We start from the raw sequence: 26,550 nt of genomic DNA, 5'->3' as shown, positions 1-26,550 counted from the left end.
GGAAATCAACTTCTGCAAGGCATTTTGCAAAAGTTTGGCCGTCTGGGCAAGGTGGGGTTTAAAGGGTAGGGAGTGTTGTTTCTCCCTACTTGACGGACGGACAAAGCGGCGTTATTTCACAAAACAGCTTTTTTCCGCTAATGCTTCGGCTTCTTTCAGTTGGGCGCGTAAGTCTTTAGATTGTTTAGGATCACGGAATACCCCGCCGCTTTCGCCGGGTGTGCCTTTCAGATAGCTAAAGGTCTTTGCCGATTCATAATCGCTGAAACTGAGTTTTTCGGCAATTTTGTCGATTTTGCAGCCACAGGCGTACTGGTTGATGTAGCTTAAGCCGCCATGTTGGGCGACACAGTTGAGGACATACTCGACACGGTCACGGGTAGGGAAGTCGTTAATGCGAACCGTCTCCGTAGCGGCGGCGGGGGCTGGTTCAGGTGTCGTCGAGCAAGCCGAGGTTACGGCGATCAAGGCGAGGGTGACAATAAACGATAGGGGTGATGCTTTCATGGATAATGCCTGACAGAATAAAAGGCCCCTACACGGGGCGGTAAAGTAAGGGCTGGAGATAAAATAAACGGAAGACTGTTCAGGTTTCTTAAAGACCGGAAGGCCAGACTGGTCAATGCCGAATTATTTTATGCCCCTGCCTAAGGATTAAGCCCCTTTAGGCTATAGGGGCATTTTAACTGAAATCCGTTCAGGATTCTCAGGTGAGATGGCAATAAGCCTATACTTGGCAGGCAACGTTAACGGTACAAAGTGCGGCGACGTTATTATTAATAAGGCTTTATGAGGATATAACCGATTTTTATGAAAAATAAAGACGCGATAACCGGTGTGATTCTGGCAGGTGGCTTGGCTAGGCGTATGGGGCATCAGGATAAGGGCTTGATCCTTTTTCAGGGGCAACCTTTAGTCAGTTATGCCATTGCCGCCATGCGTCCGGTGGTGACGGAATTGCTGATTAATGCTAACCGCAATATTGAAGCCTATCAGCAATTTGGCTGGCCTGTTATCAGCGACCTGACCGACAGTTTTGATGGCCCTTTAGCAGGTATCCTGACGGCGATGCTGCACAGCCAGGCGGATACGCTGTTGGTTATGCCTTGCGACGCGCCGTTGATGCAGGCCGCACACTTGCAAAGGCTGGTGGATTGCCGCCGTGCGCAAAATGCCGATGTGGCGGTGGCGGTTGAAGGGGGGCGTTGGCATCCGGTGTTTTTGGCGGTTAAGACCGCATTAAAAACGGATTTGCAAGCGTATTTGGCCAGTGGGCAACGGAAAGTGGAGACTTGGTTGGCGCAATACGCCACGGTGACAGTGGATTTTGGCGCTCAGCCGGAGCTGTTCAGCAATGTGAATACTATGGCGGAGTTGGAGGGGTTGGAGCGGGTTAGGTGATAGGGTTTCATGCCGGACAGGTTGGTTCTGTCCGGCAATCAGCCCATTATAAACGGATATCGCTATTATCTAACGCCGTTATGCCGGTCAATTGGATAGCAAATTCTGCCGAGCTGTCAGTATTGGTGCTACCGTATAACACACCGTCTAAAAACATCAATTGTCCCGCCGCGCTAAAGCTGGTGGTGTTGTCTATAAATCCGCTAAACCCGTCGTTGGCGGTAGTGGCGGTATTGGCATCAAGCGTGGAAAGGTCAATTTTGTCCTGTCCGCAGACGAAGTCGGTGATGATGTCGGCATTGCCGCTAAGTGCGCCCATGTCGGATAAGGCGTTAAAATCAAAAATGTCTTTGCCGCCGCCACCCGTTAGGGTGTCTGCTCCCATCCCTCCCGTCAAGACATTAACTTTGGCATTCCCTGTCAGGGTGTCGTTATAGTCGCTGCCTGTTAAGCGTTCAATGCCGATTAAGGTATCTGAACCGGAACCTAGGGTATTTTGGGTGGAGGTTACGGCTAAACTAACGGTAACGGCACTGCTGGCGTAAAGATAAGAAGCCGTGTCGATGCCTAGGCCACCGTTAAGGACGTTGTCGCCCACCCCCGCATATAGCACATTATTCAGGCTGTTGCCGGTCAAGTTAGCCGCATCCGTGGCGTTCACCCGGCCATTTTCGATATTCGTCCCCAAAGTGTAAGCACTCAAATCGCTGTACACAATATCGATGCCCCCTGCTTTGGTAGCGTTGGTTTCAATGATGACATCGCGGCTATTGTCGGCCGTGTAGCGGTCGTTACCGTCGCCGCCTATCAGAGTATCGGCACCAAGCCCGCCATTGAGTATATTGCCTCCGGCATTACCCGTCAGCGTGTCGTTATAGTCGCTTCCCAACAGGTTCTCGATAGAGATAAGGGTATCCAGGCCAGAGCCTAGGGTGTTTTGGCTACCCGTCACCGCTAAGTTGACCGTAACGGCACTGCCTGCATAAGTGTATAGGACCGTATCAGAACCTTGACGGCCATCCAGGACATTATCACCCGCCCCTGCATACAGCAGGTTATCGAGGTTGTTACCCGTCAGGTTAGCCGCATCTGTGGACATGATCAAACCATTTTCCAGATTAGCCACTAACGTGTATGCCCCCAAGTAGCTATAGACCCGATCAATACCACCCATACTGGCATCGGCGTTGCTTTCGATGATAATATCACTGGCATTGTCGACAACGTAGAGGTCGGAGCCGTTGCCTCCCGTCATACTGTCAACACCCGTTCCACCGTTTAGGACATCATCGCCCAAGCCGCCTGTCAGGGTGTCATTACCCGCCCCGCCGTCTAGTTTATCGTCGCCGTCGCCGCCGGCAATTGAGTCGTTGCCGGCCCCGCCGTTTATTATGTCATTACCTAGACCGCCGTTGATGTTATAACCACCTGTGGCCGTCGCTGCGATATTGACGGTATCATCGCCTTCACCCGTAGCAATGGTGTTAATGGCGGCTGTGGTGGCCGCGTTAATCATATCCGCCCCTGCACCTGTTAGAATGGTCTGCACACCCGCTGTCGAATGTGCTTGCACTGTGACTGCGTGGGTGCTGGTACTGGTAATCGTCTGTGCGCCGCCAATAGACGTTGCCGTCACCGTGACCAGATGTGCGCCGCCGCCACTGCCATCCCCTAAGGTTTGGGCACCTGCCCCTGTGGTGATAGCCAGTACCGAGGTCAGGCCTGCGCCGTTGATGGTCAATGCCCCCGCGCCGGATTTTGCCGTCACGGTGGCAGGTCCTGTACCCATAGTGAGGGCTTGTGCGCCACCTGTAGTTACGGTGGTTAGGGTGGTGGTGCCAGTAAACGAACTCATATCCACCGTAATTGCACCCCCGCCCGAAGTCGTCTTTAAGACAACCCCTGCACCCGCAAAGGCCGCTTCAAAAAACGCCCCTGTGGTCAGGGTTTGCGCCCCAGGGCCGGTGGTGTTGATCACCACTTTTTCGATATGGCTGACATGGCTCCAATAACGGTCATCAGGAGTGATTGCGGCAGTGCCAATGGGGTTTATGCTTAAGGTGTCAAAACCCGCACCGCCGTTAAGGGTGTCAAGCAGCCCCCAGGTACCGGTTGCCCCGTCATTATAAGTCCCCTTAAAAGCGTCCTTGCCAAGACCGCCGACAAAATTGTCGGTATTGGTGGTTAAGGTATAAGTGGTCATAGGGCTTCTCCTTGGTTTAGGTTATTGTCCATCGCCAGTGCGGTTATACACACCAAAAATAGGGTTATTTGTACACATTCGGAATTAAGGCAAGCTCTATAAGTCTGCTGTGGGGTATTGAGGGTAGTAACAGCCATTATTCTCTCCTGATAAGGATTTAACGTGTATAGCGCGTTGCCCGTGAATACATGACTCATACAAGCGCTATAAATCGTCTGTCCAGTATCCACTTTTTTTCAGGGGTATTCTGTGCGTTAGTCAACATAATGCGTTGGCTCTTTCGGAAGGTGAGGGTGTACGGCAGTCTGTAGTAAAAGACTTTTCGGGGTATCGGATAACTCCAAGTTAACCAAAAATTGTAGATAATGGACTTTAAGCTATAGGTTTCATGGTAGATGGAGGGCATTCGCCACAAAGAGAAGACTCTTTCGGGGCGAATGCCTTGTCAAGCTACGGGTTTTAGGTTGGGTAGGGTTTTACAGCAAGCCGTTACAATATGATGTCACTGATGGCCAGTGTGGTTACCCCTGTCAATTGGATGGCGAACTCTGCCGAGCTGTCGGCATTGGTGTTGCCGTATAACACACCGTCCAAAAACATCAGCTGGCCGGCTGCCGTGAAGCTGGCCGTATTGTCGATAAATGAGGAGAAAGCATTATTGGCGACCGTGGCGGTATTGGCATCTAAGGTGGAGAGGTCGATTTTGTCTTGGCCGCTCACGAAGTCGGTGATGACATCAGTTGCGCCGCTAAGCGTACCCATCTCGGATAAGGCGTTGAAGTCAAAAATGTTATTGCCGCCACCGCCCGTCAGGGTATCAAACCCCGAACCCCCAAGCAATATATTGGCTCCCGCGTCGCCCGTCAGCGTGTCGTTATAGTTGCTGCCCGTCAGGTTCTCAATGCCGATGAGGGTGTCCGAGCCGGACCCCAGGGTGTTTTGGCTGCCCGCCGCCGCCAAACTGACCGTGACGGCACTGGCGGCGTAAAGGTAAGAGACGGTGTCAACGCCCAAGCCGCCGTCAAGGACATTGTCGCCCGCACCCGCATAGAGCAGGTTAGCAAGGCTATTGCCCGTCATATTGGCCGCTCCCGCCGACAGCACCCGCCCCGTTTCCACATTGGCGGTTAGGGTATAGGCGTTAAGGTAGCTGAAAACCGTGTCGATGCCGCCCGTGCTGGCGGCGTTAGTTTCCGTGACCACATCACTGGCATTATCAACATAATAGTAGTCAGAGCCATTTCCACCCGCCATAGTGTCTGCTCCGCCGCTCCCGTTCAGGTCATTAGCTCCCGCGTTGCCCGTCAGCGTGTCGTTATAGTTGCTGCCATTCAATTTCTCAATGCCGATGAGGGTGTCCGAGCCGGAACCCAGGGTGTTTTGGCTGCCCGCCACCGCCAAACTGACCGTGACGGCACTGGCGGCGTAAAGGTAAGAGACGGTGTCAACGCCCAAGCCGCCGTCAAGGACATTGTCGCCCGCACCCGCATAAAGCAGGTTATTAAGGCTATTGCCCGTCATATTGGCCGCCCCCGACGACAGCAGTTGACCGTTCTCCACATTGGCGGTTAGGGTATAGGCGTTAAGGCTACTGTACACGGTGTCAATGCCGCCTGTGCTGGCGGCGTTGGTTTCTGTAACCACATCCCCGGCGTTATCGACAGTATAGCTGTCAGAACCGTCGCCCCCCACCAGAGTGTCCGCACCGAGCCCACCGCTCAGGGCATTAGCCCCCGCGTTGCCCGTCAGCGTGTCGTTATAGTTACCGCCATCGAGGTTTTCGATGCCGATAAGGGTGTCCGAGCCAGACCCCAGGGTGTTTTGGCTGCCCGCCACCGCCAAACTGACCGTGACGGCACTGGCGGCGTAAAGGTAAGAGACGGTGTCAACGCCCAAGCCGCCGTCAAGGACATTGTCGCCCGCGCCCGCATAGAGCAGGTTAGCAAGGCTATTGCCCGTCATATTGGCCGCCCCCGCCGACAGCACCCGCCCCGTTTCCACATTGGCGGTTAGGGTATAGGCGTTAAGGCTGCTGTACACGGTGTCAATGCCGCCTGTGCTGGCGGCGTTGGTTTCCGTGACCACATCCCCGATATTGTCGACATAATAAGCATCGGCACCGTCACCCCCTGCCATGGTGTCGGCACCGGCATCGCCATTTAGGACATTAGCCCCCGCGTTGCCCGTCAGTGTGTCGTTATAGTTACCGCCGTTGAGGTTTTCGATGCCGATAAGGGTATCCGAGCCGGCCCCTAGGGTATTTTGGCTGCCCGCCACCGCCAAACTGACCGTGACGGCACTGGCGGCGTAAAGGTAAGAGGCGGTGTCAACGCCCAGGCCGCCGTCAAGGACATTGTCGCCCGCGCCCGCATAAAGCAGGTTATCAAGGTTATTACCTGTCAGGTTAGCCGTCCCAGCCGACAGCACCCGCCCCGTCTCGACATTGGCGGTTAGGGTATAGGCGTTAAGGCTACTGTTCACGGTGTCGATGCCGCCCGCGTTGGCGGCGTTGGTTTCTGTGACCACGTCACCGGCGTTATCGACAGTATAGCTGTCAGAGCCGTCGCCGCCCACCAGAGTGTCCGCACCGAGCCCACCGCTCAGGGCATTAGCCCCCGCGTTGCCCGTCAGTGTGTCGTTATAGTTGCTGCCATTCAATTTCTCAATGCTGATGAGGGTGTCCGAGCCGGAACCCAGGGTGTTTTGGCTGCCCGCCGCCGCCAAACTGACCGTGACGGCACTGGCGGCGTAAAGGTAAGAGACGGTGTCAACGCCCAGGCCGCCGTCAAGGACATTGTCGCCCGCGCCCGCATAAAGCAGGTTATTAAGGCTATTGCCCGTCATATTGGCTGCCCCCGCCGCCAGCACCCGCCCCGTCTCCACATTGGCGGTTAGGGTATAGGCGTTAAGGCTGCTGTATACCATGTCGATGCCGCCCGTGCTGGCGGCGTTGGTTTCCGTGACCACATCACCAATATTATCGACATAATAAGTGTCGGCACCGTCACCGCCTGTCATGGTGTCGGCACCGGCATCGCCATTCAGGACATTAGCCCCCGCGTTGCCCGTCAGCGTGTCGTTATAGTTGCCGCCATTGAGGTTTTCGATGCCGATAAGGGTGTCCGAGCCGGCCCCCAGGGTGTTTTGGCTGCCCGCCACCGCCAAACTGACCGTGACGGCACTGGCGGCATAAAGGTAAGAGGCGGTGTCAACGCCTAGGCCACCGTCAAGGACATTGTCGCCCGCACCCGCATAAAGCAGGTTAGCAAGGCCATTACCGGTCATATTGGCTGCCCCCGCCGCTAGCACCCGCCCCGTCTCCACATTGGCGGTTAGGGTATAGGCGTTAATGGAACTGTTGACTATATCTACACCTCCGGTGCCAATGTTGGCGTTAGTTTCGATAACGATATCACCGGCATTATCAACATTGTAGTTGTCAGAGCCGTCACCGCCTGTCATGGTATCGGCACCAGCCCCACCGTTCAGGGTATCATCACCCAAACCGCCCGTCAGCGTGTCGTTACCTGCGCCACCACGCACCTTATCATTGCCGTCGCCCCCATTGATAGCGTCATTCCCCGCCCCACCGTTTACGAAGTCATCACCTATACCCGCATTAATGGTATAGCCACCTGTCGCCGCCGCCGAAATGTTAACGGTATCGTTACCTGCTCCTGTGGATATGGTGTTGATGGCAGCGGTGGTTGCGGCGTTTATCACATCCGCACCCGCACCCGTTGAAATAGTCTGTACCCCCGCCGTTGAGGTGGCAATCACCTTGACCGCATTGGTACTGGTGCTGGTAATGGTCTGCGCTCCGCCAATGTCCGCCGCCGTCACCATGACCAGTTGCGCACCACCGCCGCTGCTATCCCCTATCGTCTGCGCCCCCGCCCCTGTGGTAGTGGCCTGTACCGAAGTCAGGCCTACACCGCTGATAGTCAAGGCGCCGGCATCGGATGTTGCCATTACTGTGGCAGGGCCCATACCCATAACAATAGCCTGCGCCCCGCCCGTAGAGGTGGTGGTGAGTGTGGCGGCTCCGGTAAACGAACTCATGTCCACCGTAATTGCACCAGCGCCTGAGCTTGTATCTAAGGCAACTCCTCCCGCAAAAGCGGCTTCAAAAAAAGCCCCTGTGGTCAAGGTTTGCGCCCCGGGGCCGGTGGTGTTGATCACCACTTTTTCAATATGGCTGATATGGCTCCAATAACTGTCATTCGGAGTGATCGCGGCAGTGCCAATAGGCGTTACGCTTAAGGTATCAAAACCCGCGCCGCCATCAAGGGAATCAAGAATACCCCAAGTGCCGGTCGCCCCGTCATTATAAGTTCCTGCAAAAGTGTCATCGCCAAGCCCGCCGACAAAATTGTCCACATTGTTAGTCAGTGTATAAGTAGTCATACTAGTTTTGCTCCTAAGTTATTGTCCGTCGCCACTGTGGACGTAAAAACCGATAGCGGATAGGCTATCCTTATACATGCAAAATTGTCTTTGCTATTGATACAAGCCATATAAGCCTGTTGTCCTGCGGTGCGGGTAGTCATAGTCATGCCCATTGTGCTCTCCTGATGAGGTTTTAACGCATATAGCATGTTGCCCGTGAATACATGACTCATACAAACGCTATAAATCGTCTGTCCAGTATCTGCTTTTTTCAGGGGGATTCTGTGCGTTAGTCAACATAATGCGTTGGCTTTTTCGGCAGATAGTCTACGGTTTGGAAGATAGAAAATATCCAGAAGCCTGTAGTAAAAGGCTTGGGTATCAGCCGATAAACCAAAGGCTAATGGGTTTTGGGTGGATAGAGGGGATTTGCCCCGAAAAGAAGGATCTTTCGGGGCGAATGCTGGTCAAGGCTATAGGCTTTGGGCTGAATAAGGTTTACCAAAAAGCCGTTACAATAGGATGTCGCCAGTAGCCAGTGTGGTTACCCCGGTCAATTGGATGGCGAACTCTGCCGAGCTGTCGGCATTGGTGTTGCCGTATAACACACCGTCCAAAAACATCAGCTGGCCGGCCGCCGTGAAACTGGCCGTATTGTCGATAAAACCGGAGAAAGCATTATTGGCGACCGTGGCGGTATTGGCATCTAAGGTGGAGAGGTCGATTTTGTCTTGGCCGCTCACGAAGTCGGTGATGACATCAGTTGCGCCGCTAAGCGTACCCATATCGGATAAGGCGTTGAAGCCAAAAATATCATTGCCGCCACCGCCCGTCAGAGTATCAAACCCCGCACGCCCAACCAATATATTGGCTCCCGCATCGCCCGTCAGCGTGTCACTATAGTTGCTGCCCGTCAGGTTTTCAATGCCGATGAGGGTGTCCGAGCCGGACCCCAGGGTGTTTTGGCTACCCGCCACCGCTAAACTGACACTAACGGCACTGGCGGCGTAAAGGTAAAAAATGGTGTCGGTACCTAGGCCACCATCAAGGACATTGTCACCTGCACCCGCAAACAGCCTATTGTCAAGACCGTTGCCCGTCAGGTCAGCTGCACCCGTGGACAGCAGTATGCCATTTTCCAGATTGGTGGCCAGCGTGTAAGCGTTCAAATAACTATACACCCGGTCAATACCACCCACGCTGGCATCGGCATTAGTTTCGATGATGATGTCACTGGCGTTGTCGATAACGTAGAGGTCGGAACCATCACCGCCTGTCAGCGTATCAGCGCCTGTACCGCCGTTCAGGACATCTGTGCCAAGACCGCCGACCAGTATGTCATTTCCCGTACCACCGTTCAGCTTATCATTGCCATCGCTTCCGTCTATTGAGTCATTCCCGCCGCCACCACTGATTAAATCATCACCTGTACCCGCGTTAATGATATAGCCACCCGTAGCTGCGGCTAAGATATGGACAGTATCGTCTCCAGCACCCGTACTGATGGTGTTGGTGGCCGCTGTGGTGGTAGCCGTTATCACATCCGCACCATCCGCCGTTGAAATGGTCTGCACCCCCGCCATTGATTTTACCGCCATGGTGATCGCGTTAGCACCGTTACTGGTAATGGTTTGCGCCCCGCCCGAAGAATCCGCAATCACTGTATTAGTGCCCGTACCCATGATAATAGCCTGTGCGCCCGCCGTAGAAGTGACGGTGAGCGAAGTGTCGCCGGTAAACGAACCCATATTCACCGAAACCGCGCCTGCATCCGAATTCGTCTTTAAGGTAAGCCCTGCAACCGCAAAGGCGGTTTCAAAAAGTGCGCCCGTGGTTAACGTTTGCGCCCCGGGGCCGGTGCTGCCGATCAGCACTTTTTCGATATTGCTGACATGGCTCCAATAGCCATCATCAATAGTAATCGCGGCAACGCCTAACGGGGTTATGCTTAGGGAATCAAAACCCGCACCGCCATTGAGACTGTCAAGAGCAGTCCAGGTGCCGGTACCGCCATCATTATAAGTTCCCTTAAACGCGTCATCGGCCAATTTGCCAACAAAATTGTCCGAGTTGTTAGTCAGTGTATAAGTGCTCATAATGATTTTTCCTGTCCTAAGTTAGGGTTCTTTATTGGTGTGGATAAAACAACAGATAGTGGGGTAACTGGCGCACGTTTGGGATTGCTGTCAGCCCTATAAGCTTGCGGTAGGGTATTGAAGGTAGTAACAGTCATTTTTCTCTCCTAATAAGGATTTAACGCGTATAGCGCGTTGCTTGTGAATACATGACCCATACAAGCGCTATAAATCGTTTGCCCAGTATCCGCTTTTTTTAGGGATATTCCGTGTGTTGGCTAACACAGTTAAATAGCTATAAATTAACGGCGCTGTTATGGAGCGGGCTATAAGAAGGGTAGATTTATTACGGTGAGATGATGGGGGCTTTATAAACTGGCTACTAAACGGCTTTTAACCGCATCTTGCCAAGCGGCACATACACTAGCAGGCAGCAGAATAAAGCCACACTTGCTGCTTGCCAGCGCACATCGACGTGAAGCCTTTGTTGCTTGGCGAAAGTCGGGCTTTGCAGGGCATCCGCCCACGCGTCCGCACTGGTTAAACGCTGGTAATATAGCCCGGTTGCCAAGCTTAAGTCTTGGAGGTAGCTTTCTTGTAAGACGGACAGGTGTTCGTTGCCAACAGCGGTTGCGTCGCCGAACGGGGCGTTGCGGGCGTTATAACCGGGGATTTTTTCAGGATTCAGATCCGCTTCGCCAAATGTCGAACGCTGGGGGACATCATCGGCGCGGTAGAAACCATCCGGTTCGCCCCGTGCGTTAAACTTTGGGATAGGCACGGCTTGCAGGCCGCCGACCCCGACAATCATGCCCGGCACTTTGCCTTTCAGGGCGGAAAAGTCGCTACGGTAGCGTGGGTTGACGGGTGGGGCTTCTTGGCCATCGGTCATAAATACTAGATTAGTGTCACGCTGTTGCAGCAGGGTCAGGCTGTTGAGCAAGCCGCTGGCGATACGGCTGTCGGCGGCCCAAGCCATGCGCCAATCCACTTTGGCTAGTGCCGTGTCGATTTCATTAAAGCCTTGGCAGACTTCGATAGGCTCAAACAATAACGTTGCCCTGCGTTCGGTAAACAGTCCTAAGCCAATTTTCGACTGGCAGGGTAGTTTTGCCAATAGGCCGCGCAGGCTGTATTGCACATACTGCAAGCGGCTGACGGGTTGGTCGCCGATTTTATAATCGGTGGCGTTCATGCTCCGGGTAATGTCAATGATGAAGGTGTAGTTATAGACGGGTCGTGCTTGGTCTTGCGTGGGGCGTACCCATAAGGCCAGCATGGCCAGCACAGCGAAGGCGAGACAGAAAAAGCGGTAATCTTGATAAGTTTTGCTTGAAAACATGGGCAGTTTGTCGGTTAACAGGGTATTGTGCGGATAAAAAGCGGGCATAATGTAGGGGTAGCGGCTTTACGGTAAGCCTCTGGGGAACCCTGGCACAGTCGTCCAAAGCTGTGAGGTTTGGTTAAAGGGGCGGTCATCCTCGCTATTAATCCTCGCCATTTCCGGCAATAAACGCATGGCGACCTCCAGATTATATTTGGCATCCCAATAATGGCTATCTAAGGCTAAAGCCTGACGGTAAGCCTGTTTCGCTAAACTGGCTAAAGGGATTGCGTCATTAAATGCGGCGGCTTCAGTTTTGGCAACGGCTTGAGCCAGATATAGGTTGCCGAGGTTGTAGCGTACCGTGGCCTGCAACGCCGGGTCTGGGGTATCAAGCAATCCGTTCAGGCAGGCCAAGGCTTCTTCGTAACGCCGCTGTTTTTGCCAAGATACGGCTTGTGCCAGACGGACTTCCGGGGCGGCAGTGCCGAAGCTGCTCAGTTTGTTGGTGTGTCCGGCATTGAAATCGGCAATCAGGCCATTGCTGTGGGCGATACTTAATAATGCGCCTAATTGTGCCGCCATTACCCCGCCGCTAATGAGCAGCACGCCGATTAAGAGCTTATGTGTTAGGGGTCTTATCACCGTTGTGCCTCACAAAATTTAGCGGTTAACAATAGGGCCAACAAGCCTGTTGCCCAGAGATAGCATAGGCCGGACAAATCCTGTTGGGGGATACGTTCGCGGTAATGCAGGGGAGCGTGTTCCAGGCGGTTAATGTCGGCAATGGCTTGGCGCATGGCATCGGGATTTTCGGCTTGGTAAGCCTGATACGGGATGCCTAAGCTACTAAAAAACAAGTGCAGATGGCGTTCCGGCATGGCTTGAGCGTTATCGTCACGCGCCTCTTGGGGTAGGTCGAAAATGCCCGGACTGTTGGCGGTACGCAAAAATAGCCAGTACAACCGGATTTGTTGTTGTTTGAAATACTGGCGCAAGCGCAATTCGCTGTCAGGGTCTATGGCTGCCGCCCCGTCCGAAACCAACAGCACGATACGCGACCCCGTCAGGTTGGGTTGAGCAAAAAAATCTAAGGCCATTGCCAGACCTTTGCTGACATGGGTATACGCTAGGGCAGGGGTGGCCGTGGCGTTGATCGCCGCTTGTAGCGCCGGTTTATTGGCGGTCAACGGTAAGACAAAGAGCGGGGCAGTGCTGTAGGCGGCGATGCCGAATAAGTCGTGCGGGCGTTGTTGGCTGAAGTCACTGAGCAAGCGTCGCGCTGCCGTCGCTTTGGATTCTTCGGAACCGTCCGGGGCTTTGCCCGCAAAGGTGTTGTCCATGCTGTTGCTGCGGTCTAGCAACAGGACGATATTGGCCCCGTGACCGATACGCTCGCGGCTTTGCTCTGTGCGGTGCAGGCCTGCCAAGCCTAAGATTAATGCCGTCAATGCCAGCACCGCGCATAACCGTAAGGCGGCGGCGATTAGGCCCGAGAGCGGGTCGGCGGGCAACATTTCCAGCCACGCGTAAGGAGTGGGGCGTATGCCAGGGTTGGTTAAGGGCAATAGCGCTAAGCCTAAACCTGCCAATAGCCAAGGTGTGGTAAATGCCAAGCTCATCGTTGTCCCCGTTCAATGGCTAAACATAAGTTACACAATTGCCGTAAGGCATGTAAGGCTCCGATGGGGTTGGCGATGCCGTCGGCAAAAAAATGTTGGTTTGACATTTGGAAAAACGTTGCTAACGGCTCTTCGGCTAGCCGATAAGGCGGATGCTGGCGGTAAAATTCCGTCAATCCTGCTTGAAAGACGGGTGTGCCATTGAGGGTGTTTAAAGCCTGATGGAATAGGCTTAAGGCTTCGCCGATTTGTGCGTCCGTTAATTTAACCAGTTTTTTGCCCGTTTGTTTGAAGAGGGAGCGTTTTGGAAAGCCCGGCACATACCCGTAGAGATAGGCCAAATAGGCGGCGCTAGCCAGTACGGTCAGCGTGCTCAGTAACAAGCCTTGTAACAGTACGGTGTTGTCGAGAAACGGGGCGGGTGTATCCGGGCGCATATAGTCGCCGCCATTATCTTTTCTGACCGCCAATTCGCGTAACGGCGATACGGTGAAATGCCAAGCGGGAACGGTTTGTGTGGCGGTATTGCTGCCTTGCGCTAAAGGCAGGTTAAAGCTGGGTATGCTTAACATTTTGACTTCCAGCGGGGCGTAAAAGACTTGGTAGAGCAGGTCAATTTCGTAATGGAAGCCGCCGTTGCGGGGTTGGGCGTTTACTGTCAGGTCTGTTAAGTCCAGCCAATAGTTAATAGGGCCTAGTTTGGGCAGGCTGTTACGCTGTAGTTGTACACCGTTGTGGGTGTCAATAATCAGGCGGTGGCGGATGGTGTCGCCGATGACATAGCCGAACGGGCGCGGGGCTAGCAAGGTAACGTTATTGTGCGACGGTGTTGTACCCGTGCAGGCTGTGGCTAAGCATAGCGGCAGCAACAGGCGGGCGGTAAGCCTAGCGGGTAGGTAAGATTGGAGCAGGCTTTGGCTGCGGATTTTAAAGCGCATCATCATGCCTTGCTCAGAAAATAACGTTGTAGTTGCATGGGGTTAAAACTGTCGGTAAGAAATAACGGCTCGTTGCCGTAACTACGGCAAAGCTGTTGCAAGTCCTGCCGCCTTTGCGCAAAAGCCTGGAGGATTTTTTGCCGTAAGACTGGGCGCATGAACAGTGTCCGCATTGAGCCGCTTTCAGCATCTTGGTAATTGACCAGCCCCCAATTCGGTAAGTTAAGGTAATCCTCAGCCTGCCATAACACCAATGGCACGACATCATGGCGGGCTAAGGCTTGCAATAGCGTTTTTAGCTGGGCAGCGTTAAAGTGGAAGTCAGAGAGGATAAACACTAAAGAACGCTGTAGGGGTAAATGGGGTAGGGCTGGTTGCCAGCACAGGCTGGTTGCTGTCAAACGGTGCTGTTGCCATTGCCGGACGAAGGCTTGCAGCCTGCCTAGATGTCGGCAATTGCCCAGCAACCAAGGCTTTTCCGTGCTTGCCCCGCAGCCGATAAAGCTAAAGCGGTCGCCGTAACTGAATGCCGATTGGGCGATGGAGCGGATGCCGTCCAGCATGATGGTTTGCTGGGGCGTTTGGCCGGTTTGGCCCATAGAGGCCGACATATCCGCCAACACCACTACGTCAAAGACGCTAGGTTGCCGATAGGCCCGCACTTTGTAAGTGCCGGACACATCCAACACACTTGCCCGTAAATCAATGCGTCTGGGGTCGGGATGCGCCATTAAGGGTTCATGGCGGTTAAACAATTGGCCGTTATTGGTGCGAAGGCCGCGATGCCCGCCAGGGAATAGCCGATGGCTAGGCACAGACAGGCGGTATTGGAATAATTGAGGGGGCCGTGGGTTCATCTGTGCCGCTTATTGTTGGTTGACGATGAGCAGCACAACCAAGCCTGTGAACACACTGTAAGCAGGCCAACGATAACGGCCTAAATGGGCAAATAATTTATCCGCCAAGGGATTAGCCACTTGAGTGACGGCTTGTCCTACCAGCCACACGGCGGCATTGAGGAATGGCAATATCAATAAGACTAGCCAACCGCTACAGCCTAAGAACAGGTTGCCCCACGCTTGCGGATAGAGGCCGCCCGCCAGATTAAGGATAAGCTGTGCCGCTAAAATGCCCCAAGCGGTCGCGCCTAAAATAAACGTTAAGCTCAGTAGCCGATAAGTGGCTGGGCATAAATAGCGGGCGGGCTTTAACCACGCGGGCTTATGTTTGGACAGATACATGGCGGGCAGGGTCAGGCATAGCAGTAACAAGCTGGTGACAACCAATAAATCCCAAAATTTCGGGCTGATGGCTTCATTGATGGCGCCGACATAATAGGCAGCGTAAGGTTCGGGTTCGCGGTTATCCAAACCTTCGGCAATAAGAGTCAAAAATAAGCCTAAGCCTGCATAACTTAAGCTGCTTAAGGCGAATGCGGTGGCGGTGCTGGTGGCTATTTTGTTGTTCATACAGACGGATGATAAAGGCTATTGGGGTTGGCGGCGGCGTATGCTAGCTATGCTCACGGGGCGGCGATGTGTTGCAGGATGTGGCTGATAAAAGCGGGCATAAGCGTGTCGTTACGGTAGGCATAAATCGGGTTGAAAAAGATACGGTGTGCCATTGTGGCGGGGTAAACCGCGCGTAAGTCTTCGGGTAACAGGTTGTCGCGCCCCGCCAGCCAAGCCCGAACCTTGGCCGCACGGATGAAATAAGCCATGCCGCGCGGGCTGGCACCGGCGTGGATCAATTCCGCCATGTCCACATCGTCTATACGGATGCCGTATTCGGCGGGCCGGTGCGAGGCTTTCCATAAGGTTAGGGCGTAGGCTTTGAGGGCGGCGGTGCTTTGGATGTGGCTTTGGATTAATTCGGCGATACCGTTGAGTGCGTCAAATTGCAACTGTCCGCTCGGCAGCGTTGCCAATAAACGGTCGGTGTCGTGGTAACGCGGGTTAAACATCAGGTCTTGTAAAACGGTGTCGTCCGTCGGTGTGTCGATGGTGATCTCAAACATAAACCGATCTTTTGCCGCTGCGGGCAGTTCAAAGGTTTCGTCTTTTTCGACACGGTTACGGTCGGCGAACACCAGCAAATGGGGTAAGTGATACGTCCGGTTAAAGGCCTGTACGCTCCGCTCTGCCATGGTGCGTAACAGTAAGGCGTGGACTTGCGGACGGGCGCGGTTAATTTCGTTAAAAAAGAAAGTCGCTAACTGTTCGCCCTGTTTCAATAATGGGCCGGCATCCACTTGCGGTTTGCCGTTGTTATCGAGATAAGTGTAGTAAATCAGGTCGGAGGGCATTAAATCTATAGTGCCTTCGATCCGTTGGTACGCACCGCCTAAGCCTTGGGCCAACGCCCTGAGTAAGGTGGTTTTTCCCACTCCGACATTGCCTTCCAGCAGGACATGCCCACGCGCAAACACCGCTAGGATGCTATGGCGGATAGCGTCGGCCTGACCGATGACAAGGGTTCCGAGCTGGTCTTCAAACTGTAACGCTTTGTCGCGCCAGCCGTTAAGTAGATGATCTGTCATAGTGGTAAAAAAACGCCGGCAAGAAGACTTTCCGGCGTATGAGTTATATTAGTCAACATAAAGCCAAGGATGGATGCCTGTTATCGCAAACCCCGTACCGATAATGGGCGGGACAACGCGCCCGGTTGCTAAATTCACGTTATTTGGCAATTGGCTGGCGCATTGTTTCAAGCATTGGCATAAGGTACGGCTGGGGTTTTATGCCGGGTAACGCATTAGCAAGTTATTAGCAAATCACTGGGGTATTTCGTCTACGTCATAAACAAATTTGCCGCTTTTGCTGAAATACTGTTGGCGTTTTTGGTTACGCGCCTCCATTTCTTTAACGGATTGCACTTGTTTGTTCAGTTCGTTAACATCGTGTTTTGGGTCGTATTTACTGCCCGCGACTTTATCGGGATAGCCGGGTTTGGGTTCCCAGCAAACGCCCGGTTCTTTACAATTGGTACCGTCATAAGCCGATGCCGAAAAGGGCACGCTAGCTGCCGCCAGAATCGCCACGGATAAAAGCAAGTGTTTCATGGTTGTCTCCTTGTTATTTATTAAGCCATTTGGCCTTTTTTGGGTCGCCGTTATAAATGTCGCGAATGAAGGCCATAATTTGTAACATTTCATCGGTGTTGAAATTGACATATTGCGGCCCCATCATGCCGTTCGCACCGCCAAACAGCAGTTCGAACAAGCCGTGGTCGGTGGCGTTGCGCGGATATGTCCAGTAATCATCCGCTAGGCCGGGGCCTAATTTGCCTTCGGCTTCGTGGCCGTGGCAACCGGAACAGCCGGTCATATATAGGCTTTTGCCTTTTGCTACAGCGTCTTGGTTGCCGTTGTAAGGGTTTTTGCCGTCTTGCATAAATTGCTTGAAGGCTTCGGTATTGCCGCCTTTTTTGGCGAAGCTCAAATCCAACGCTTCGCCCGTTATGGCGTTGTGTAGGGTAATATCGGCTTGGGCGGTAGGCAGCAGCAGTGCGCCTAATACGAATGCCGCCAAGCAGGTTCTTTTGAAAGTCATGGTTGTCCTATAGGGTTACGGAACGACGGCAAAGCCTTGTTCGGTCAGTAAAGGGATGCCTTCTGCCATTAACAATTGCTTGATGTCCTGTGGGTGGGTTTTGATCAACCCGTCCAATTGTGCCAGTAAGGCAGTATCGCCTTTGCGTACCGCCATTGACGTGCTGTAATGGTGGGGTACTTTGGCACCGTCGGCGCGGGTGTTGTTGTCAGGAATAACCGTCATGGTCAAAGGCGTTGCCGACGCTTTGACATAACGTCCGGCTGATGGCCCCCACAAGACGGCAAGTTCGGCGTGGCCTGACGACACTTCGTTGACCAATTTCTCCGCTTCGTACTTAATGTATTGGTTGCGCTTGGAGCGGAAGCCGACCAGTTCTTGCGAATAATTGAACAAGTCGTTATAACGCCCAATCGCCCGCAACATGGTTTCGGCGGGCGAACCCGGCACAAAGGCGATGCGTTGCGCTTTGGTCAAGGCTTCGCTATGCCAATTAGACAAATCTAACTGGTCGCTTTGCCGGGCGATAAATACATAGCCGGAGCGGTAATAGGCGGCAGTGGTGGCTACGCGCGGGTCATCGGTATCGACACCGATGGCGACATCGCATAAGCCTTTATCGAGGGTGTCGCGCAGGTAATAGCGCGGGTCTGTCCAATAGACAAACGTCACTTTTTTATGCAACTCGCTACCTAGCCATTGCGCCAGCTTGTTCTCAAAGCCTTCGCCTTTACGGTTGGAATAAGGCATCTCATCTTCCGCCGCACAGACTTTTAGCGCATTGTCTTGGGCATGGGCGACTGACATGGCTAAACCTAGACAACACAGTAAGCTAGGGGTTTTTAGGTTAAATGGCATTTCGGGTTCTCTTCTGATGGGTATCGGGGCGGCCAAGTAGGCTGCCCACGGTACGCCGTTAAACGGTTATAGTGCAAACACCATGACCCCGCCGCCCATTTGCGTGTAATGCGCCAACTCTTTAAACGCACCTACCGCACCTAAACCAGCCGTTGGGTCTTTCAGGTCAAACACCAAGCCAACACCGGGCCAGCCGCCTACGCCATAATAAATGGCGACATATTGCTTACCGTTATGCAGGTAGGTGATGGGGTGGCCGATAACGCCGGACGGCAGTTTGAATTTCCATAATTCTTCGCCTGTTTTGGAATTTAAGGCTTTGATGTAACCGTCTAAGGTGCCGTAGAACAGCAGGTCGCCAGCGGTGGCGGTTGTACCGCCCCATACGGCAAACTTTTCCTTCACTTCCCATTCAAATTCGCCTGTGACCGAGTTCATGGCTTTGACTTGGCCTAAAGTGCCTTTAGGGCCGGGGTACATGTTTAAGGTGGCACCGACAAAGAATTGTCCGGCACGGTAGGGCAACATAAACGGTTCCCAGTCCATACAGATATGGTTGATGCCCATGAAGAACAGCTTTTTGGCAGGGTCGTAAGATTCGATGCCTTGGTTGTGGTAGCCCATTGCCGATGGGCAAATGCCTTTGGCTTCATGATCCATGTGGGTTGAGTATTCAGGGTCACGGACGGGCAAGCCGGTCTTTAAATCGACTTTTTTCACCCAGTTAACGGTGTCGTCAATTTTGAAGGCGTTGACCAGATCGCCGTTTTCGCGGTTTAAGGTGTACACCAAACCGTTGCGGTCAGGATGGGTCAGTAATTTGGTTTTTTTGCCATCGACGACTTGTTCGGATAAGCCCATATAGTTGACTCCCGCATAATCCCATTCATCATGCGGGGTTTTTTGGTAGCCGAACTTGGCTTCGCCCGTGTTGACATCGCGTCCCCAAATAGTCATCGTCCATTTGTTATCGCCAGGGCGCATAGTTTCGTTCCATGGGGCAGGATTACCGGAACCGTAATAGAGCATGTCGAGGTCAGGGTCGAACGCATACCAACCCCAGTTGGTGCCGCCGCCGATTTTCCAAGCATCGCCTTCCCAGGTTTTTAGGCCTAAACCGAATTGCCCGTAATGGGGGTTGGCTTTATTGAAATCTTTGGCTAGTTTGATGTCTTCGTCAGGGCCGGTAGCATAGACCCGCCATTGTTGTTTACCATCTTTAATGCTGTAAGCGGTCGCATAACCGCGTACCCCCAGCTCCGCGCCGGAACTGCCGACGATGACTTTATCTTTCACCACAAACGGGGCAGCGGTTAGGGTTGAGCCCATAGCAATATCGGAGTTTTCCATTTTCCAAAGCACTTCGCCGGTTTTGGCGTTAATGGCGACGATATGCCCGTCCAATTGGTTTTGGAAAATAGTCGCCGGATAGCCGTTACCTTCGGGCGCATAGGCCAGGCCGCGGTTAACCACGTCGCAGCAGGCGACCGCCCGTGCCGCCGGATTTTGTTTCGGCTTGTATTCCCATAAAATTTTGTCCGGCTCGTTGAGGTCGATAGCAAAAATATTGTTGGGGTAAGGGGTATGGACATACATGATGCCGTTAACGACTAAAGGGCCGCCTTCATGGCCGTTTAAGACACCTGTCGAAAATGACCAAGCCACTTTCAGATTTTTGACGTTGGTGACATTGATGTCATAGAGTTCGCTAAAGTGCGTGGCGCTGTAGTCTTTCGTCTGCATAACCCAGTTGGTGTTTTGCCGTGACAGTTTGTCCAGCTCCTTATTGGCTTGGGCGGGTTGCGCTAACGCCACGAGAATCCCCGTTGCCAATGCGGTTCGCCCCACCAGAACCGCCAATTTCAAAATCTGCATAATTCCTCCAGAATATTATTTATGTTATTCAATAAGGCCTAGCCTTCTGCCCGGAGAACCCAAAAGCCATTGGCTTACTTGATCAAAGCGGAGGGTTGTTGGGTTGTTCGGACATCAGGCTATGCTGGACGGGCATGATACGGGAGGCAGGTGTCTTGCCGTTACGGAATAAGCCTGTAAAAATACGGGGAAAAGAACGGAAAATGGGTAGGAAAAATTCCGTTATGCCGTTAAGGCAAATCATTAAGTGTGACTGTCAGCTTGCCCGCGCTCCTGGGCTTGGCTACCGCACGAAGAAAAGGAAATCCTCCCATAGCCGCCGCCGATAAAAGTCGGCATGATAGGCGGATTGTTTTCTTAGTGGGGTTTCAGGGTGTCGGCAAAAATTAGTGTGTTATTGGTGGATGATCATGCTGTAGTCCGGGCAGGCTATAAAACCTATTTATCCTTAGCGGAAAATATCGGCCAAGTGTATGAGGCAGACCGTGGCGAAACTGCTTGCCAGTTATACAATCAACATCAGCCGGATTTAGTGGTTTTGGATTTGTCCATGCCCGGTATCGGTGGTTTTGAAACCATCCGGCGGCTGATTAACCGTGACAACCATGCGAAAATATTGGTGTTCAGTATCCATAACGAATTGGTTTACGTTACCCGTGCCTTACAGGCGGGCGCGAAAGGTTATATCACCAAAAACAGCAGCCCTGATATTCTGGTGACTGCTGTCGGTAAAATCGCTCAAGGCGGCACATTTGTCGACTCCGAACTTGCCCAGCAATTGGCGATTACCATGACTTCGGGGCTGGACAGTTCTGAGCGTATCAAACAGCTTTCGCCTAGGGAATTTGATGTGTTCTGTTTGCTTGCCAATGGTTACACCACCCACAAAGCGGCAGAAAAGCTGTGTTTGAGTTATAAGACCGTGTGTAACCACGGTACGGCGATTAAGGAAAAATTGGGCGTGGAAACGCTTGCCGAGCTGACCTTATTGGCGACACGGCAAGGCTTGATTACGGCGCAGGAGGTTTTGTAAGGGTAATGACTGTCCACGCGTAACAGACGGTGGTTGCGCATGGACGGGACGGTTATTTTTCTACCGTGCCTTTTAAGCCGGTTAAACCGTTTTTGAAAAAACTGACCATTGCGTTGACAGCGGCTTCGTCAGTCAGGTTGGCGGGTGGCGTGTTACTGGTGTCGCCGCGATAAAAGCGGCTTTTCATCAAGACGGTGCTGTTATTGGCGGTATCGCCGGCCAGCACTTGCACGGTGATGGAATAAGAGCTGACCGGAAAGGCTTGGGCATTTTCGGTTTTTAAGCGGTAGCTGTATTCGTGGTCTTTATCGCTATAAAAATCCAGTTCCTCAACTAATTGCCCGTCGTTTTGTAAGGTTAGGGTACGGGTTCCGCCTGATTCATGTTTGCCGTCCCCTGTGCTTTGCTTTACATCGGGATGCCAATGGGCAATATCGGAAAACTGTTTGACGGTATCCCAAACCTTTGCGACCGGGGCGTTAATGGTGATGCTTTCCTTGGCTTTTTGCGGGGTAGGGCCATGGGCGAAGCTAAGTAGGGGTAAGCAGAGCAAGCTTAAACAGGCGTAAGCAGATTTGTTCATAATCAATAACCAAAAAGCCTATTATTGATAATTTTAGCTGAAAAATATTGGGCAAATTTCCTGATATTGGCAGGGTAAATTCCTATTTTTCGCCTGACAACGGGCTGAAATTTAACGGCTGACCAGCCCGCCTCCTCAAGAACTGCACGATAACATAGAGCATCCCGCCCGCTGTCTGGCCCAGTCGGGACGTTTGGCGGCAAAGTGTCTTTTATCCGGCTGTTCGTCGTAAGGGTGGCGCAACAGTTCCAACAGTTCATGGATTTTGCTGAAATCGCCTTGCTCGGCTTGGTCTATGGCGAGTTGGGCGAGGTAGTTGCGCAGCACATAGTTGGGGTTGACCGCGTTCATGTTTTGGCGGCGTTGTGCTTCCGGCAAGCTGTCGCGGCGCAGGCGCTGGAGGTAGGCCCGCAACCATGCGCCCAATTGGGCTTGGTAGGCGGGGGTAAGCTGTTCGGGCAGGTAATAGGCCTCTAACAGTGGGGCCATCAGTTGCACGTCGTCGCTTGTGTCGGCATGGCTGTCCAGTAAGGCCAGGCGGCGGAAGAAGATTGTCATATCGGTTTCGACGCTTTGTAACAGGGTCAATAAGTCTGTGCAGAGATCATAATCACTTGCCGGGTCAAATTGCTGTAGACCCAGTTTGCTGGCCATCATGGCTTGCCAACCTTCGGCAAAGTGTTGCTGGTAGCTATTCAGCGCCGCTTGCAAAGGGCTGATGTCGTCGGTTTCCAGTAAAGGGAAAATGGCGTTTGCCAATTGCCCTAGGTTCCAAAAAGCAATTGACGGTTGGTTGCCGAAACGGTAGCGGCGACCACTGGCATCGGTGGTGTTGGGAGTCCAGTTCAGATCGAAATTTTCCAGCCAACCATAAGGGCCGTAGTCTATGGTCAAACCCAAAATAGACATGTTGTCGGTGTTCATCACACCATGGACAAAGCCGACCCGTTGCCAATGTATTATCATTTCGGCGGTACGGCGGCAGACTTCGGTATACCATTGCAGATAAACGGCCGGGCAGGGTGCGCCTAAGTGCGGAAAGTCGGTGGTGATGGTGTAATCCACCAGTTGCTTAAGTGCTGTTAAGTCGCCCCGTGCGGCAAACAGTTGGAAGCTGCCAAAGCGGGTGAACGAGGGGGCGACTCGGCAGACCACTGCACCGGGTTCAGCTTTGGGGTGGCCGTCGTAAAACATATCGCGGATGACGGTATCGCCTGTCAGCACCAAGCTTAAGGCGCGGGTGGTTGGGATACCTAAGTGGTGCATGGCTTCGCTGCATAAAAATTCGCGTACCGAGGAGCGCAACACGGCCAAGCCGTCCGCCGAGCGCGAATAGGGGGTGGGGCCTGCGCCTTTCAGTTGCAATGTCCACCGCTCGCCAGCGGCATTGACAGCTTCACCCAGATTAATGGCGCGTCCGTCGCCTAACTGCCCCGCCCAACTACCGAATTGGTGGCCACCATAGCATAGCGCATAAGGTTCCATGCCGTCTGCTAAGGCATTGCCCGCAAATACTTGGGCAAACTCTGCACTGTCACAGGCGGATACGGGCAAATCCACTAATTGCGCCACTTCCCAAGCATACACGACTAACTGCGGCTGGCTAACAGGTGTCGGCAGCACTTTAGAATAACACGCACCTAAGACTTGGCGGCGGAAGTTCAGCGGTTCAGGATCGCCGGGTAAGGTGCGGATGAAAGCGTTATCAAAGTTTAGGCGGAGTTTTGTGGTCATGGCTAAGGTTGGGGTTGGATAAAAAAGCTAGCGGGCAAGCGCACGGCGGGCCGGTTCTTGGTGCTGTTCATGCGTATGCTGCTGTACCGGTTCTTGATGTATGGGATAGCCAAAGCCGCCCGTAAATAAACCGCCCGGATACAGATTATTATAATAAGGCGGGCGATACCCGCCACCATAAAGCGGTTGCCCATAAATATTGCGTTGGCGGGCGGCGGCAGCCAATTCTTCTTGGGCGATGGCGTTACGGTTTAGCGCGGCAATGGCGGCTTGCCTATCCAATTCGGCTTGGCGTTCTCTTTGGGCTTGCTGTTCCGCCGCTTCGCGTTTTTTAAACTCTTGTTCCCACGTTTGTAATTTGGCTTGTGCCTCGGCTTCTTTAGCCGGATCTTCCTGTTTGATGTCAATTTCCACTTTTTTCGCCGCATTGGTCGGGCAAGGGTCAAATTGATAAACGGTTTTGTTATCAACTACGCATTTAAAGACTTCTTCGGCTTGGGCGGCAGTGGGCAGGGCTGTGTTCAGAACCAGCAACAGTAACATGTTTTTGTTCATGGTGTCTCCGTCCTCTCATGTCATAAACTTATGATAGGGGCGGCACAACCGCCCCAGGTTATATCCTGTAGTAACGCATCGCTGAGCGGCAACAGCCCCTGCTTAAGTCCGTTGTTGCTTTCCGGCAATCAATAACCGTGCCAGTTTCCGTAAGCCATCCGATGATAAGGTAATGCCTAAGGGCGCGGCTTTAGTGTCCAGCTCATACAGCACATCCGTAGCGGCGATAGCGCCGAGATAGTTAAAGCCCTCTAAGCCGGGCAGATCTTGGCTGAAGGCTTTCAGTTGCGGGGTTAGGGTCGTCCATGAGTGGCTGAAAAACTCGCGCACAGGATCGTTATCGGTGGTGTTTTTGGCGGTCAAACCTGCTTGGAAAGCGGTGTTGGACTCGTGTAACATAGCCGTTAAAGTGGTTTGTAAGGCTTGGTTTTGTTGGTCTTTCCCTAAGCCATTGATGGCTTTTGCCAGCAGGCCTTGCCATTGTTTCCAAATCACTTGCCATTGTTTTTGCTCGCTGGCGGTCAGGGCGGGGCTAGGGGCTTGGGCGGGGTTGGAAAGCCCCAGTACCCCCCGGCCAGCACGGCCCCCGCCACGGCGGCGGCCAGCACCGGATGTTTTTTGAGCGCGGCCAGCGGGCCGGTTTTGTGGGTCTTTTTCATAATTTAAGGCTGTCCTTGTAGGCTTTTAGGGCATCGTCCACATTGTCGAACCAGTGGGCGTGGCCTTTGTCCAACCATATACCTGCTGAACAAAAGTCTTTTAGCGTTCCCTCCCCATGGGACGCCATAATTAAGCTAGATCTGCCGACCAAGTCTTTGAACGCCGCGTTAGCCTTTTTTTTAAAACTGGCATCACCTGTTGAAGTCACTTCGTCGGAAATATAGACATCAAAGTCAAACGCTAACGATAGCCCGAATTGTAAGCGGGATTTCATGCCGGCGGAATACGTTCTGACCGGCTCATCAAAGGAGTCGCCAATTTCGGCAAAATCTTGGATATACGCTATGCGGTCAGGGATATCGTCTTCATGGCCATGGATACGGCAGATAAACTTGGCGTTTTGCCGCCCGGTCAGGGAAGGCTGTAGACCTCCACCAAACCCCATAGGCCAAGATACCCGGCAACGGTGCTCGACCGTCCCGCGGTTAGGTTTATCGACACCGCCGACCAGACGCAGTAAGGTCGATTTTCCTGCGCCATTACGCCCTATCAGCGCGACACTGACATTACGCGGGATTACAAAGGAGACATCTTCCAAAACCCATTTGCCCGGGCCATGGCTAGATTGGTAACGCTTATAAATATTATCGACAATAATCATTGGGTCAACAGTTTAGTTTGGAAACGGAGATGTAAGGCCAAGCCAAAAAAAATCGCCACTAGGGCACATTCGTAAAGATAAGCAATATTAGTGCCAAGTATCACATGATAAGATGAGGATACGCCGGCCCGCGCCACTTCTAGGCCATGCGCCATAGGGTTATACATGAGCCAGCTACGGTAGGGCTCGGAAATGCCAGAGAGCGGGATAATCGCACCTGACCCCATATACAAGGGGGTCATCATGATATTAAAGATTTTCCCTAGTTCAGGTATCAGATCGATGGCGACCGAAGTGATCAGTGCGTAGCCTAAGCCCATCAGCCAAAGCCCAAAAAATGCCAAGACCACCATTCCCATATCATCAGGCCACAAGGCGACATTGAATAAACCAATGGCGGCGCTGGCAATAATAAGGATTACCAGCAAGACCAAAAAACCTTCCAGAAAAACCCGCACCAATACCGTATCCACGGGTTTGACTTGGCGGTAGGTAAACAGAACCTTATTGGCGCTGATAGCATTTTGTCCTTGCGTACCCGGATTTTTAAATACTTTAAAGAAGGTCAGGCCAATAATTAGCCACGCCAGCACGTCAATGCCTCCTACCACTTTGACACGCAGGAAGGTAAATAACAGCAACATGATGACGGTATGGAGAATGGGTTCCCCCAATAACCATACCGTCGAGCCACGCCCCGAAGACAAGCGGGTGTTCGCTTCGCGTAGAAACAGTGCCTGCCAGACGGAAATCGTGACCAGCAGTGGGGTTCTTAATGGCTTATCAGGATAAGTTGTCATTGCGGATGTAAGGTTGGCTAATAGTGATTGGCTTAAGGCCGGTGCAGGCGCGGCAGAATCGGAGCGGCCAAGTGTTGCAAAGGGAGAGCGCCGCCAAAGGAATGGGCAGGGGATAAAAGTGCCGGTTAAGGCTTACCCCTGTGCCTAACCGGAAAATGCAGCATAGGCAAGTCAGGCCGATAACATAGGGAAGAGACGTAAGGCTTACAAGACCTTTAAGCGCTTGGAACAGACTAAAAGCCTTTCGCGATGGTCAGAAATCCTTAACCTGTTGGAGCCTCTGATTTT

At 52.9% G+C, this 26,550-nt stretch carries 26 protein-coding genes; 2 read left to right on the top strand and 24 right to left on the bottom strand.

Annotated elements, in window-relative coordinates; all coding sequences use genetic code 11:
* Nucleotides 1-111: 111 nt before the first annotated feature.
* On the bottom strand, nt 112-507 hold the full coding sequence (locus tag CEK71_RS12520) for a hypothetical protein (protein ID WP_088619706.1): 396 nt from the start codon (nt 505-507) through the stop codon (nt 112-114).
* 303 nt (nt 508-810) lie between these two features.
* Here CEK71_RS12520 and mobA point away from each other — a divergent pair, with 303 nt between their 5' ends.
* On the top strand, nt 811-1,401 hold the full coding sequence (gene mobA, locus CEK71_RS12515; protein WP_088619705.1) for a molybdenum cofactor guanylyltransferase MobA: 591 nt from the start codon (nt 811-813) through the stop codon (nt 1,399-1,401).
* A gap of 46 nt (nt 1,402-1,447) precedes the next feature.
* Here mobA and CEK71_RS23925 read toward each other — a convergent pair whose 3' ends face one another.
* The 16 genes from CEK71_RS23925 to CEK71_RS12435 form a co-directional block, all read right to left on the bottom strand.
* Entirely contained in the window at nt 1,448-3,604 is a 2,157-nt protein-coding gene (locus tag CEK71_RS23925) for a beta strand repeat-containing protein (RefSeq protein ID WP_088619704.1), read from the bottom strand.
* Entirely contained in the window at nt 3,601-3,741 is a 141-nt protein-coding gene (locus CEK71_RS22635) for a hypothetical protein (RefSeq protein WP_157679196.1), read from the bottom strand. The genes CEK71_RS23925 and CEK71_RS22635 overlap by 4 nt, the downstream gene beginning before the upstream one ends.
* A gap of 352 nt (nt 3,742-4,093) precedes the next feature.
* On the bottom strand, nt 4,094-8,011 hold the full coding sequence (locus CEK71_RS12505) for a beta strand repeat-containing protein (protein ID WP_088619703.1): 3,918 nt from the start codon (nt 8,009-8,011) through the stop codon (nt 4,094-4,096).
* Nucleotides 8,012-8,505: 494 nt separating this feature from the next.
* The gene (locus CEK71_RS12490; protein ID WP_088619700.1) at nt 8,506-10,089 is read right to left on the bottom strand and encodes a calcium-binding protein; all 1,584 of its coding nucleotides are present in this window, start codon (nt 10,087-10,089) and stop codon (nt 8,506-8,508) included.
* Nucleotides 10,086-10,226 carry a hypothetical protein gene (locus CEK71_RS22630; protein ID WP_157679193.1) on the bottom strand — a complete coding sequence of 47 codons (141 nt, stop codon included), beginning with the start codon at nt 10,224-10,226 and terminating at the stop codon, nt 10,086-10,088. The genes CEK71_RS12490 and CEK71_RS22630 overlap by 4 nt, the downstream gene beginning before the upstream one ends.
* A gap of 224 nt (nt 10,227-10,450) precedes the next feature.
* Nucleotides 10,451-11,458, bottom strand: coding sequence for a vWA domain-containing protein (locus CEK71_RS12485; RefSeq protein ID WP_332455513.1), 1,008 nt, complete (start codon nt 11,456-11,458; stop codon nt 10,451-10,453).
* Nucleotides 11,459-11,476: 18 nt separating this feature from the next.
* Entirely contained in the window at nt 11,477-12,037 is a 561-nt protein-coding gene (locus CEK71_RS12480) for an MxaK protein (RefSeq protein ID WP_088619699.1), read from the bottom strand.
* Nucleotides 12,034-13,014 (bottom strand): vWA domain-containing protein, encoded by a 981-nt coding sequence (locus CEK71_RS12475; protein WP_088619698.1) that lies wholly within the window; start codon nt 13,012-13,014, stop codon nt 12,034-12,036. Before CEK71_RS12475 ends, CEK71_RS12480 begins: the two co-directional genes overlap by 4 nt.
* The gene (locus tag CEK71_RS12470) at nt 13,011-13,958 is read right to left on the bottom strand and encodes a nonribosomal peptide synthetase MxaA (RefSeq protein WP_232463632.1); all 948 of its coding nucleotides are present in this window, start codon (nt 13,956-13,958) and stop codon (nt 13,011-13,013) included. The genes CEK71_RS12475 and CEK71_RS12470 overlap by 4 nt, the downstream gene beginning before the upstream one ends.
* Entirely contained in the window at nt 13,955-14,809 is an 855-nt protein-coding gene (locus CEK71_RS12465; protein ID WP_088619697.1) for a DUF58 domain-containing protein, read from the bottom strand. Before CEK71_RS12465 ends, CEK71_RS12470 begins: the two co-directional genes overlap by 4 nt.
* A gap of 9 nt (nt 14,810-14,818) precedes the next feature.
* Nucleotides 14,819-15,421: a hypothetical protein gene (locus CEK71_RS12460; RefSeq protein WP_088619696.1), complete on the bottom strand. Its 603-nt coding sequence runs from the start codon at nt 15,419-15,421 to the stop codon at nt 14,819-14,821.
* 53 nt (nt 15,422-15,474) lie between these two features.
* Entirely contained in the window at nt 15,475-16,491 is a 1,017-nt protein-coding gene (locus CEK71_RS12455; RefSeq protein WP_088619695.1) for an AAA family ATPase, read from the bottom strand.
* A 234-nt stretch (nt 16,492-16,725) separates the two neighbouring features.
* A complete protein-coding gene (locus CEK71_RS12450) occupies nt 16,726-17,013 on the bottom strand; it encodes a methanol dehydrogenase [cytochrome c] subunit (RefSeq protein WP_088619694.1) in 288 nt (95 codons plus the stop codon).
* Between the two features lie 13 nt (nt 17,014-17,026).
* Nucleotides 17,027-17,503, bottom strand: coding sequence for a cytochrome c(L), periplasmic (moxG, locus tag CEK71_RS12445; protein WP_088619693.1), 477 nt, complete (start codon nt 17,501-17,503; stop codon nt 17,027-17,029).
* Between the two features lie 15 nt (nt 17,504-17,518).
* Nucleotides 17,519-18,361, bottom strand: coding sequence for a methanol oxidation system protein MoxJ (gene moxJ / locus CEK71_RS12440; protein WP_088619692.1), 843 nt, complete (start codon nt 18,359-18,361; stop codon nt 17,519-17,521).
* 66 nt (nt 18,362-18,427) lie between these two features.
* The gene (locus CEK71_RS12435; RefSeq protein WP_088619691.1) at nt 18,428-20,236 is read right to left on the bottom strand and encodes a methanol/ethanol family PQQ-dependent dehydrogenase; all 1,809 of its coding nucleotides are present in this window, start codon (nt 20,234-20,236) and stop codon (nt 18,428-18,430) included.
* Nucleotides 20,237-20,609: 373 nt separating this feature from the next.
* On the opposite strand from CEK71_RS12435, the gene CEK71_RS12430 reads away from it, so the two are divergent.
* Nucleotides 20,610-21,269 (top strand): response regulator, encoded by a 660-nt coding sequence (locus CEK71_RS12430; RefSeq protein ID WP_088619690.1) that lies wholly within the window; start codon nt 20,610-20,612, stop codon nt 21,267-21,269.
* A 52-nt stretch (nt 21,270-21,321) separates the two neighbouring features.
* Here CEK71_RS12430 and CEK71_RS12425 read toward each other — a convergent pair whose 3' ends face one another.
* From CEK71_RS12425 to CEK71_RS12400, 7 genes are all read right to left on the bottom strand, one after another.
* Entirely contained in the window at nt 21,322-21,852 is a 531-nt protein-coding gene (locus tag CEK71_RS12425; protein WP_088619689.1) for an SRPBCC family protein, read from the bottom strand.
* A 135-nt stretch (nt 21,853-21,987) separates the two neighbouring features.
* Complete coding sequence (locus CEK71_RS12420; RefSeq protein WP_088619688.1) at nt 21,988-23,586, bottom strand: protein adenylyltransferase SelO; 1,599 nt, start codon at nt 23,584-23,586, stop codon at nt 21,988-21,990.
* Between the two features lie 27 nt (nt 23,587-23,613).
* Nucleotides 23,614-24,141 carry a hypothetical protein gene (locus CEK71_RS12415; RefSeq protein ID WP_088619687.1) on the bottom strand — a complete coding sequence of 176 codons (528 nt, stop codon included), beginning with the start codon at nt 24,139-24,141 and terminating at the stop codon, nt 23,614-23,616.
* A 102-nt stretch (nt 24,142-24,243) separates the two neighbouring features.
* Nucleotides 24,244-24,636: a hypothetical protein gene (locus CEK71_RS12410; RefSeq protein ID WP_088619686.1), complete on the bottom strand. Its 393-nt coding sequence runs from the start codon at nt 24,634-24,636 to the stop codon at nt 24,244-24,246.
* 26 nt (nt 24,637-24,662) lie between these two features.
* On the bottom strand, nt 24,663-24,800 hold the full coding sequence (locus CEK71_RS22625; RefSeq protein WP_157679190.1) for a hypothetical protein: 138 nt from the start codon (nt 24,798-24,800) through the stop codon (nt 24,663-24,665).
* Nucleotides 24,797-25,462 carry an ABC transporter ATP-binding protein gene (locus CEK71_RS12405; RefSeq protein ID WP_088619685.1) on the bottom strand — a complete coding sequence of 222 codons (666 nt, stop codon included), beginning with the start codon at nt 25,460-25,462 and terminating at the stop codon, nt 24,797-24,799. Before CEK71_RS12405 ends, CEK71_RS22625 begins: the two co-directional genes overlap by 4 nt.
* On the bottom strand, nt 25,459-26,262 hold the full coding sequence (locus CEK71_RS12400) for an ABC transporter permease (RefSeq protein WP_232463631.1): 804 nt from the start codon (nt 26,260-26,262) through the stop codon (nt 25,459-25,461). Before CEK71_RS12400 ends, CEK71_RS12405 begins: the two co-directional genes overlap by 4 nt.
* Between the last annotated feature and the right edge of the window lie 288 nt (nt 26,263-26,550).

Source organism: Methylovulum psychrotolerans, assembly GCF_002209385.1.
Lineage (GTDB): Bacteria > Pseudomonadota > Gammaproteobacteria > Methylococcales > Methylomonadaceae > Methylovulum > Methylovulum psychrotolerans.
Note: the sequence above shows the minus strand (reverse complement) of the source record. Positions and strands in the feature narration are given on the sequence as shown.

Bases quoted from the DNA above. Each gene is read 5' to 3' on its own strand.
- CEK71_RS12450 (WP_088619694.1), bottom strand. From the start codon at position 17,013: ATGAAACACTTGCTTTTATCCGTGGCGATTCTGGCGGCAGCTAGCGTG.
- CEK71_RS12420 (WP_088619688.1), bottom strand. From the start codon at position 23,586: ATGACCACAAAACTCCGCCTAAACTTTGATAACGCTTTCATCCGCACC.
- CEK71_RS12455 (WP_088619695.1), bottom strand. From the start codon at position 16,491: ATGACAGATCATCTACTTAACGGCTGGCGCGACAAAGCGTTACAGTTT.
- CEK71_RS12415 (WP_088619687.1), bottom strand. From the start codon at position 24,141: ATGAACAAAAACATGTTACTGTTGCTGGTTCTGAACACAGCCCTGCCC.
- CEK71_RS22625 (WP_157679190.1), bottom strand. From the start codon at position 24,800: ATGAAAAAGACCCACAAAACCGGCCCGCTGGCCGCGCTCAAAAAACAT.
- CEK71_RS12460 (WP_088619696.1), bottom strand. From the start codon at position 15,421: ATGAACAACAAAATAGCCACCAGCACCGCCACCGCATTCGCCTTAAGC.
- CEK71_RS22630 (WP_157679193.1), bottom strand. From the start codon at position 10,226: ATGACTGTTACTACCTTCAATACCCTACCGCAAGCTTATAGGGCTGAC.
- CEK71_RS22635 (WP_157679196.1), bottom strand. From the start codon at position 3,741: ATGGCTGTTACTACCCTCAATACCCCACAGCAGACTTATAGAGCTTGC.
- mobA (WP_088619705.1), top strand. From the start codon at position 811: ATGAAAAATAAAGACGCGATAACCGGTGTGATTCTGGCAGGTGGCTTG.
- CEK71_RS12470 (WP_232463632.1), bottom strand. From the start codon at position 13,958: ATGATGATGCGCTTTAAAATCCGCAGCCAAAGCCTGCTCCAATCTTAC.
- CEK71_RS12435 (WP_088619691.1), bottom strand. From the start codon at position 20,236: ATGCAGATTTTGAAATTGGCGGTTCTGGTGGGGCGAACCGCATTGGCA.
- CEK71_RS12425 (WP_088619689.1), bottom strand. From the start codon at position 21,852: ATGAACAAATCTGCTTACGCCTGTTTAAGCTTGCTCTGCTTACCCCTA.
- CEK71_RS12475 (WP_088619698.1), bottom strand. From the start codon at position 13,014: ATGAGCTTGGCATTTACCACACCTTGGCTATTGGCAGGTTTAGGCTTA.
- moxG (WP_088619693.1), bottom strand. From the start codon at position 17,503: ATGACTTTCAAAAGAACCTGCTTGGCGGCATTCGTATTAGGCGCACTG.
- CEK71_RS12465 (WP_088619697.1), bottom strand. From the start codon at position 14,809: ATGAACCCACGGCCCCCTCAATTATTCCAATACCGCCTGTCTGTGCCT.
- CEK71_RS12490 (WP_088619700.1), bottom strand. From the start codon at position 10,089: ATGAGCACTTATACACTGACTAACAACTCGGACAATTTTGTTGGCAAA.
- moxJ (WP_088619692.1), bottom strand. From the start codon at position 18,361: ATGCCATTTAACCTAAAAACCCCTAGCTTACTGTGTTGTCTAGGTTTA.
- CEK71_RS12485 (WP_332455513.1), bottom strand. From the start codon at position 11,458: ATGCCCGCTTTTTATCCGCACAATACCCTGTTAACCGACAAACTGCCC.
- CEK71_RS12400 (WP_232463631.1), bottom strand. From the start codon at position 26,262: ATGACAACTTATCCTGATAAGCCATTAAGAACCCCACTGCTGGTCACG.
- CEK71_RS12505 (WP_088619703.1), bottom strand. From the start codon at position 8,011: ATGACTACTTATACACTGACTAACAATGTGGACAATTTTGTCGGCGGG.
- CEK71_RS12405 (WP_088619685.1), bottom strand. From the start codon at position 25,462: ATGATTATTGTCGATAATATTTATAAGCGTTACCAATCTAGCCATGGC.
- CEK71_RS23925 (WP_088619704.1), bottom strand. From the start codon at position 3,604: ATGACCACTTATACCTTAACCACCAATACCGACAATTTTGTCGGCGGT.
- CEK71_RS12520 (WP_088619706.1), bottom strand. From the start codon at position 507: ATGAAAGCATCACCCCTATCGTTTATTGTCACCCTCGCCTTGATCGCC.